The sequence below is a fragment of the Phaeobacter sp. HF9A genome (assembly GCF_011806385.1).
Taxonomy (GTDB): domain Bacteria; phylum Pseudomonadota; class Alphaproteobacteria; order Rhodobacterales; family Rhodobacteraceae; genus Epibacterium.
In genome coordinates this window covers 1-8,387 of sequence record NZ_JAATOX010000148.1, presented here as the reverse complement: position 1 = coordinate 8,387, position 8,387 = coordinate 1, and the positions used below count along the sequence as shown (strand labels likewise).

General features: G+C 65.0%; 7 protein-coding genes. 3 read left to right on the top strand and 4 right to left on the bottom strand.

Annotation, left to right across the window (positions count from 1 at the left end; genetic code table 11):
• Positions 1–80: 80 nt before the first annotated feature.
• Complete coding sequence (locus HCZ87_RS18360) at positions 81–1,103, bottom strand: NADP-dependent oxidoreductase (protein WP_167646162.1); 1,023 nt, start codon at positions 1,101–1,103, stop codon at positions 81–83.
• Between the two features lie 217 nt (positions 1,104–1,320).
• On the opposite strand from HCZ87_RS18360, the gene HCZ87_RS18355 reads away from it, so the two are divergent.
• Positions 1,321–2,106 (top strand): inositol monophosphatase family protein, encoded by a 786-nt coding sequence (locus HCZ87_RS18355; RefSeq protein ID WP_167646160.1) that lies wholly within the window; start codon positions 1,321–1,323, stop codon positions 2,104–2,106.
• A 120-nt stretch (positions 2,107–2,226) separates the two neighbouring features.
• Here HCZ87_RS18355 and HCZ87_RS18350 read toward each other — a convergent pair whose 3' ends face one another.
• From HCZ87_RS18350 to putA, 3 genes are all read right to left on the bottom strand, one after another.
• Positions 2,227–2,610 (bottom strand): GFA family protein, encoded by a 384-nt coding sequence (locus tag HCZ87_RS18350; protein ID WP_167646158.1) that lies wholly within the window; start codon positions 2,608–2,610, stop codon positions 2,227–2,229.
• Between the two features lie 21 nt (positions 2,611–2,631).
• Positions 2,632–3,402, bottom strand: coding sequence for a rhomboid family intramembrane serine protease (locus HCZ87_RS18345; RefSeq protein ID WP_167646156.1), 771 nt, complete (start codon positions 3,400–3,402; stop codon positions 2,632–2,634).
• Between the two features lie 253 nt (positions 3,403–3,655).
• Positions 3,656–7,066, bottom strand: a complete 3,411-nt coding sequence (gene putA / locus HCZ87_RS18340; RefSeq protein ID WP_167646154.1) for a bifunctional proline dehydrogenase/L-glutamate gamma-semialdehyde dehydrogenase PutA — start codon at positions 7,064–7,066, stop codon at positions 3,656–3,658.
• Positions 7,067–7,177: 111 nt separating this feature from the next.
• On the opposite strand from putA, the gene HCZ87_RS18335 reads away from it, so the two are divergent.
• Complete coding sequence (locus HCZ87_RS18335; protein ID WP_167646152.1) at positions 7,178–7,654, top strand: Lrp/AsnC family transcriptional regulator; 477 nt, start codon at positions 7,178–7,180, stop codon at positions 7,652–7,654.
• 70 nt (positions 7,655–7,724) lie between these two features.
• The gene (locus HCZ87_RS18330; protein ID WP_167646150.1) at positions 7,725–8,333 is read left to right on the top strand and encodes a tetratricopeptide repeat protein; all 609 of its coding nucleotides are present in this window, start codon (positions 7,725–7,727) and stop codon (positions 8,331–8,333) included.
• Positions 8,334–8,387: the final 54 nt, after the last annotated feature.

Sequence of the window (8,387 nt, the reverse complement as noted above, 5' to 3'; positions counted from 1 at the left end):
CGGCCCGCGCCGGTCCGATCCGACAGGATCGGAAATATCTCATGGCCCCCACATCCGAGGTGGGGCGGACGCTCACATGCTCAGGTCAGCTTGACCAGCTGCTTGCCGGTATTGCCGCCCTTGAGCATCGACAAAAACGCGGCGGGGGCGTTCTCCAGCCCTTCGGCGACATCTTCCAGAAAACGGATCTTGCCGCTGGCCAGCATCGGGCCAACCTCCTCAAGGAAGGCTGGGTATTGGTCAAAATGATTGGCGATGATGAAGCCTGTGACGGAGAGCTGTTTGACCAGCATCGCCCGCCACAGATCCGGCGCGCTGAGGCCCGACACCGGGGAGCCATCATACCAGGCGATCATGCCGCAAAGCGGTATCCGCCCCATCGGGTTCATCAGCGGCAGCACCGCCTCCAGGAGCTTGCCGCCGAGGTTTTCGAAATAGATGTCGATGCCCTTGGGGCAGACCTCGGACAGGGCGGCCTTGAGCGCGTCCACCTGCGCATAGGCGCGGTGATCGAGGCAGGCGTCAAAGCCGAAACTCTCCACCGCCAGCGCGCATTTCTCCGCACCACCCGCAACGCCGACCACGCGCAGCCCGGCGGCCTTGGCAAGCTGGCCTACCATGGAGCCCACCGGCCCGGTGGCGGCGCCAACCACCAGCGTTTCGCCGGCCTTGGGGCGGCCATAGGCGTGCAAGCCATGCCAACCGGTAAACCCCGGCATGCCGAGCGCGCCAAGTGCGAGCGAGCTTGGCTGAAGGGCGGGGGCGAGTTTTTGCAGCTCCGATCCGGGCAGGCAGCCATGGCTGGCCCAGCCGAACATGCCATAGACCTTGTCGCCGGGCGCGAAATCCGCGTGATTGGAGCGCAGAACCTCGCCCACCGCGCCGCCCTGCATGGGCGCGCCGACCTCGATGGGGGGAACGTAGGATTCACTCGGGCTCATACGGCCCCGCATATAGGGGTCCAGCGACATATATTCCGCCTTTACAAGCACCTCATCCGTGCCGGGGTCCGGCATGGGGCAGCTGTCATGGCGAAAATTTTCCAGGCTCGGCGCGCCTTCGGGACGGCTGGCAAGGAGGATACGGTGCATCTGTTCAGACATTTCTCTGGCTCCAACTGAGGGCTGCTCGGGTGGGTGAACTAATCAGTTTAGTGACTTGCGCGCAAGGGGCAGCTATTGGACCGAGACTCCGGGGCCTGTATCAGTGCGCGCTGTCGCATATCGGCAAATGCGCCGGTTTCCCCCCTTGGCAATTGTGGCTGTGCCGTGTAAGGGCAGCCTTTGACCGACATCTCCCCCCGCAAGGACAGCTCGTACAATGATTGGTAGCGCAAATCTCAACGTGATGATCAAGGCCGCTCGCAAGGCAGGCCGTTCTCTGGTGAAGGACTTCCGCGAGGTGGAAAACCTCCAGGTCTCAAGCAAGGGGGCCGGGGATTTTGTCAGCCGCGCCGATATCGCCGCTGAGCAGATCCTCAAGGAAGAGCTGAGGGGCGCGCGTCCGACCTATGGCTGGCTGGCCGAGGAAGGGGGCGAGGAGCCCGGCGAAGATCCCACCCGTCGCTGGATCGTGGACCCGCTGGATGGCACCACCAATTTCCTGCATGGTCTGCCGCATTGGGCGGTGTCGATCGCGCTGGAACACAAGGGCAAGATCGTCGCGGGGGTGATCTTCGACGCCGCCAAGGACGAGATGTTCTATGCCGAAAAAGGCGCGGGCTCCTGGATGAACGAGACGCGGATGCGGGTGTCTGCGCGCAGCCGGATGATCGAATCCGTTTTTGCCACCGGCTTGCCCTTTGGCGGCCGGACCGACCTGCCCGAAACCCTGCATGACCTTGCGCGCATCATGCCGGCCGTGGCCGGGGTGCGGCGCTGGGGCGCGGCGGCGCTGGACATGGCTTATGTGGCAGCGGGCCGCTATGAGGGCTACTGGGAACGTCGTCTCAACCCGTGGGATGTCGCTGCGGGGATCATTATCGTCAAGGAGGCCGGTGGCCTGTGCGAAGCACTGGACCCGGACGCCTCGATTGTCGAGAGCGGCGAGGTGATCTGCTCCAATGAGCCGATCTTTGAGAATTTCACCAAGGTGATCCGCGGCTAAGTTCGACAGTATCCTGTCTGTTTCAGGCGTGCCCATGGATGTGGGCGCGCCTTTTTTGTTGTTCCGCGGGCTGGATGGCGCGGAGCCTCCGGCGGGGATATTTTTTAAAAAGATGAAGAGTCAGCCTGTTCGATCCGCCGGGTGGTTCACGCCGTCGGTCCATGGGATCTCGCCATAGGTTTGGGCGTGGGTGCGGGGGTTGCCGCCGGTGATGCAGCCGAGGTTGACACCACATTCGGCGGGGTCGGAGCGGCGCTGGTGGTAGACATAGATGCCGCAGGTCTTGCAGAAATAATGTTTCGCGGTGTGGCTGCCCCAGCTGTAGCACGACAGGCTGTCGGCGCCTTTCAGAACCTGTAAGCTGCGTGTCAGGGCGGTGACCGCGGGGGCGCCGCGGCGCAGGCAGAAGGAGCAGTCGCAGCGACTGGCCGAGGAGAGGCCAGCGGGGAAGTCCGCGACGATCGCGACTGCGCCGCAGTGGCAGGTGGCGTGGTGGGTTTCCATGTCAAATCCGTGTGTGAGCTGTCATTTGCCCCAGGGACCGGGGCGGCGCCTTTGAGGCTGGCGGGGCACCCGGGGAATGTGGCTGGCGCTGTAGCGCACCTCCGGGTGGGGCGGCTGTCCTGCGGTGCGGCTCCAGAAGCGGGGCCCGCCGCGTTTGAGCCAGAGTGGCACTGTCAGCGCCAGGCCGAGGAAAAAGCCGCCGGCATGCGCCCAATAGGCGACGCCGCCGAGGTTCGGGTCCGCCGCAAGCCCGCCAATGAACTGCATGGCAAGCCAAAGGCCGAGCATGATGAAGGCGGGCAGCGGGATGATGCGGAAAAAGAAGATCAGGATGATCAGGATATCCACCCGCGCCTTAGGAAACATCAAGAGATAGCCGCCCATGACGCCCGCGATCGCCCCGGAGGCCCCCACCAGCGGCACGTTTGACTGCGGGGCAGAGAGGACATGCGCCAGCGTCGCGCCGATGCCGCAGGCGAGGTAGAAAATCAGGAAGGGCAGGTGGCCCATCTCGTCTTCCATATTGTCGCCAAAGATCCACAGAAACAGCATATTGCCGGCCAGATGCAGCAACCCGCCGTGGATGAAGATCGAGCTGACCAGGGTGAGCGGGGCCTCGCCCTGCATGATCTCGCGGGGGACGGCGGCGAAGGTGCCGTAGAAACCGGCGAGGCCGCGCGCCGTATCAAAGCTGGTGGAATACCATAGGTAGCAGAGGATATTGGCCGCCATCAGCAGATAGACAACATAGGGCGTGGAGCCAGAGGGGTTGTGATCGCGCAGCGGAAACATATGCCGAAGCTGGGGTGCGTCTGCGGCGAGGTCAAGTGCAATACGGGCAGCTGCCGACAATGGACGCGGCGGCAGCGGTCGCTCCAGGTGAAAAGGGGGCGCTCCCGCCCCTTTTTCAGGCGGCAAAGCCACCCGTAAAAGCGTTGGGCCGAGCGGGGGCCGCGCCGAAGGCGCGGCCCCCGCTCCCGGGCGTTTCGCGAAGCGAAGCGCAAACCCTCTCTGGCCCGGGAGGCTGGCTGTGAGGTTGGCGCGCTCAACCCTGGCCGCCCAGGAGCGCGGCATTGCCGCCAGCAGCGGTGGTATCTACGCAGATATGACGCTCTGCCAGCACACGGCCGCGATCCGGGAGGCCGGGGATCAGCGGCACGATCGGGCCTTTCCGCTGGGCCAGGTTCTGCTCGATCTCGCGCGCGGTCTCGGCATCGCCCCACCACAGGAGGCCGGAAATGCCCTCGATCTGCTGCACCTGCTTTGGATCCAGCGCGCCTTGGGCGCGGAGAGCTCTGCCGCCGAGGCGGATCACCGCCTTGGCCTGTTCCTCCGCCGTGGCCTCGCCCGGGCCCATACACAGGAGCGGCGGGCGCGAGGATGTGGTCAGGCGATTGGATTCGCCGGTGGGGCCGGGCAGGGAGGTGGTGACCGGTTGACTGGGCTGGCCGCTTTCGGCGGGCAGTTCGGTCTGGGGGCTGGTCCAGCGTGCGTCGCTATGTTGGCGATCCGGGGCGCAGAAGCGCGCGAGGTAATGCGGCCCGCCCGCCTTTGGCCCGGTGCCCGAAAGCCCCTCGCCGCCAAAGGGCTGGCTGCCAACAATGGCGCCGATCTGGTTGCGGTTCACATAGATATTCCCGGCGTGGATGCGATCACAGACATGCTGCACCCGGTCATCAATCCGGGTCTGCAAGCCAAATGTCAGCCCGTAGCCGGTGGCGTTGATCGCGTCGATCACCGCGTCCAGTTCGTGGGATTTGAAGGTCGCCACATGCAGCACCGGGCCAAAGATTTCTTCTGCCAGGTCGCCAATACCGGTGATCCTGATCAGGGTCGGGCCGACAAATGTGCCGCCCTGCGGCGCCTGCATTTCCTTCAGCACCCGGCCCTCGGCGGGGGCCTCTTCAATATGGGCGAGGATCTTTGCGCGGGCGGCGGCGTCGATCACCGGGCCGCTGTCGGTTGTCAGATGCCAGGGATCGCCAAGCTCCAGAAGCTCCATCGCGCCCTGGAGCATGGTCAGCACATCCTCGGCCACGTCCTCTTGCAGATAGAGGCAGCGCAGCGCCGAGCAGCGCTGGCCTGCGGATTGAAAGGCGCTCTCGATCACCGCCTGCACGGCCTGTTCCGGCAGCGCGGTGGAATCGACGATCATGGCGTTCAGCCCGCCGGTTTCTGCGATCAGCGGTGTGCCGGGGGCGCAGTTCGCGGCCATGACGGTTCGGATGCGCAGCGCGGTGGCGGTGGAGCCGGTGAAGGCCACGCCATTCACCCGCGCATCGCCAGTGATCGCGGCGCCCACGGTTGCGCCCGCGCCGGGCAGGAATTGCAGCACCTCGCGTGGCACGCCCGCCTCATGCAGCAATTGCACCGCGCGGAAGGCCACCAGCGGGGTTTGATCGGCGGGTTTGGCCAGCACCGCATTGCCGGTGGCCAGCGCTGCCGCCACCTGGCCGGTGAAGATCGCCAGCGGGAAGTTCCAGGGCGAGATGCAGGTGAAGATCCCCGCAGGGGCGGCATCGGGGATGCGGGCGGCGTAGTAGCGCAGGAAATCCACCGCCTCGCGCAGCTCTGCCACCGCATCCATCTGGGTCTTGCCAGCCTCACGCGCCAAAAGGGCGAAGAGCTCGCCGAAATTGGCCTCATAGAGATCGGCAACCTTGTTCAGCACCTCGGCGCGGGTTGTCGCGGGCGCATCCCAGATCTGAGCCGCGCTCAGGGCCTGTTCCACATCTGCGGCGCTGGCCTCGGCGACACTGCCGATGTCGCTCAGATCGCTGGGGTTGGTCACCGGCTGCGCCGTGTCGGGCCGGGCTTCGCCCGCAAGCAGAGGACCCGCCTGCCAGGTGGCGTCGCGGAAGGGGGCGCGGGCGTCTTCAATGCGCGCCAGCGTAGGGGCGTGGTGCAGGTCGAACCCCCTGGAATTTGGGCGCTCCGGCTGGAACAGCTCCGGGCCGGTGGGAATGTCGCTGGACAGATCCTCAACGCTCAGGAAAGGGTCGGCGGCGACCTCCTCGGGGCGCACATCCTCATCCACGATCTGGTTCACAAAGGAGGAGTTGGCGCCGTTTTCCAGCAAGCGCCGCACCAGATAGGCCAGCAGATCCCGATGCGCCCCGACCGGCGCATAGATACGGCAGCGGGTGGCGTTCTTGTCCATCACCATCTGGTGCAGGGTCTCGCCCATGCCGTGCAGTCGCTGGAACTCATAGGGCTGGCCGTCCTGCGCCATATGCAGAATGGCGCTGACCGTATGGGCGTTATGGGTGGCGAATTGCGGATAGATCCGATCCGTGCGCGAGAGCAGCGTGCGGGCGTTGGCGATATAGGAGACATCCGTCAGCGCCTTGTTGGTATAGACCGGAAAACCCGCCATGCCCTCGACCTGGGCGCGCTTGATCTCGGTGTCCCAATAGGCGCCCTTGACCAGTCGCACCATGAAGCGGCGGTCGTGTTTCTCGGCCATCTCGTAGAGCGCATCAATCGCCGCCCCGGTGCGCGGCCCGTAAGCCTGCACGACGACGCCAAACCCGTCCCAGCCCTTGAGCGCGGGATCGGCGATCACCTCTTCGATCACCTCCAGTGACAGCGACAGCCGGTCGGCCTCCTCGGCATCGACATTGAGCCCCATGCGCGCGGCTTTGGCCAGCAGGGCCAGCGCTTTCAGGCGCGGCACCAGGTTCTGTTTGACCGAGGCCTCCTTGGCGATCTCATAGCGCGGATGTAGCGCCGAGAGCTTGACCGAAATGCCGGGGTTTTCGCGAATGTCGCTGCTGGTGCAGGCGCTGGCAATCGCCGAAATGGCCCGCGAATAAGACAGGTGATAGCGCGAGGCGTCGGCTTCGGTGCGCGCGGCCTCGCCCAGCATGTCATAGGAATAGGTATAGCCCTTGGCCTCCATGCCGGCGGCGCGTTTCATGGCGCTTTCGATGCTTTCACCCAGCACGAACTGGCGTCCCATTTCCTTCATGGCGCGGCCAACGGCGGTGCGGATCACCGGCTCGCCCATACGTTTGATGGCGCCGCGCAGCGCGCTGATCGGGCTTTTGTGTTCGTCCAGCACCTTGCCTGTCAGCATCAGCGCCCAGGTGGAGGCATTGACCAGCGGCGAGGTGGATTGGCCGAGGTGTTTGCTCCAATCAGAGGCCGCGATCTTGTCCTCGATCAGCGCGTCGATGGTATCGGCATCGGGCACCCGCAGCAGCGCTTCGGCGAGACACATCAGCGCCACGCCTTCCTCGGTAGAGAGGCCATATTCGGCCAGAAAGACCTCCATCAGGCCCGGCGCGGAATGGCCGCGGATGTCCTTGACCAGCTGGGTCGCGGCAGAACAGATGGCGCTGCGGTCGTCCTGCGTCAGGGCGGCCTGCGCCACCAGCCGGTCGCGCATCATCGCCTGATCCGCATAGGTTCCCGCATCTATCCGGTCGCGCAGCAATTGGGGGGCATGTGTCATGGTCGGTTCCCAGCAAGATGTATTTGTCCCATGATAGCGCATGTTGACTGGTCATTTGTCCTGATTTTTCATATCCTGCGGTTGAAATGGATTTATTTTGAAGGTTTCACGATGCGATCACGCTTTCCAGGGCTGGATGGGTTCGATCAGGCGATTCTGGAGCAGCTGAGCCATGATGGCCGCATGTCGGTTTCGGATCTTGCCCGCGCCATTGGTCTTTCCAAATCGCCCACCCAGGCGCGGCTGAAACGGCTGGAGGCCGAGGGCTATATTCAGGGCTATCGCGCGCTGATTGACCCGATCCGGCTGGGGCTCGACCATGTGGCCTTTGTCGAGGTGAAGCTGGCGGACACGCGCGAGGCAGCGCTGGCCGCTTTCAACGCCGCCGTGGTGCAGCTGGCCGAGATCGAGGAGGTGCATATGCTGGCCTCGCATTTTGACTACCTCCTGAAAGTGCGCTGCCGGTCGATGTCGGATTATCGCGCGGTGCTGGGCGAGAAGATCTCCTCACTGCCGCATGTGTCCTCGACCTCCACCTATATGTCGATGCAGGCGGTGAAGGACGATGGCGGGCTGGGGCCGATGTAGCTGCCGCTGCGTCCCTTCCGCGCGCGCAATTGTGACTTGCCTGAACGGGGAAACGCGCCATCATCGGGGCATGACCATATCTGACCCTCTGCTGTCTCTTGCCACCGGTCGCGTCCGCGCGGCGCTTTGTGCTGGCGTCCTTAGCTGCGGTTTTGCTGTCGGCGCGCTGGCCGATACCTGTCCCCCCGCGCCGGATCATGCCGCCGAGCTGGAGGCGCTCCTGGCCGATGTTCGGGCGGCCGACAGCGAGGGGGAGGCGCAGCGGATCGGCAATCAGCTCTGGGAATACTGGGCCGATGCGCCGGATGAGCAGGCGCAGGCGATGCTGGATCGCGGTATGACGCGGCGCTCGGGCTATGATTTCCTCGGCGCGCTGGAGGAATTCGACGCGCTGATCGCCTATTGTCCGGCCTACGCCGAGGGCTACAATCAGCGCGCCTTTGTCCACTACCTGCGACGGGATTTCGCGGCGGCGCTGGCGGATCTGGACCGGGCGCTGGAGCTGTCGCCGCGCCATGTGGCGGCGCTGAGCGGAAGGGCGCTGTCGCTACTGGGGCTGTCGCGGCCGGTGGAGGCGCGCGAGAGCCTGCGGGAGGCGCTGGCCCTAAACCCCTGGCTGCCGGAACGCCATCTGCTGAGCCCCGGCGCGCCGCTCGATTTGGGGGACGTGGATCTCTAGCGCCGGTGCCGATTGGCGCAGAAGGCAGATGTGGCGTCACAAGGGGCATGGGCG

Coding starts and splice junctions, on each gene's coding strand:
- HCZ87_RS18335 (WP_167646152.1), top strand. CDS start 7,178: ATGCGATCACGCTTTCCAGGGCTGGATGGGTTCGATCAGGCGATTCTG.
- HCZ87_RS18345 (WP_167646156.1), bottom strand. CDS start 3,402: ATGTTTCCGCTGCGCGATCACAACCCCTCTGGCTCCACGCCCTATGTT.
- putA (WP_167646154.1), bottom strand. CDS start 7,066: ATGACACATGCCCCCCAATTGCTGCGCGACCGGATAGATGCGGGAACC.
- HCZ87_RS18350 (WP_167646158.1), bottom strand. CDS start 2,610: ATGGAAACCCACCACGCCACCTGCCACTGCGGCGCAGTCGCGATCGTC.
- HCZ87_RS18360 (WP_167646162.1), bottom strand. CDS start 1,103: ATGTCTGAACAGATGCACCGTATCCTCCTTGCCAGCCGTCCCGAAGGC.
- HCZ87_RS18330 (WP_167646150.1), top strand. CDS start 7,725: ATGACCATATCTGACCCTCTGCTGTCTCTTGCCACCGGTCGCGTCCGC.
- HCZ87_RS18355 (WP_167646160.1), top strand. CDS start 1,321: ATGATTGGTAGCGCAAATCTCAACGTGATGATCAAGGCCGCTCGCAAG.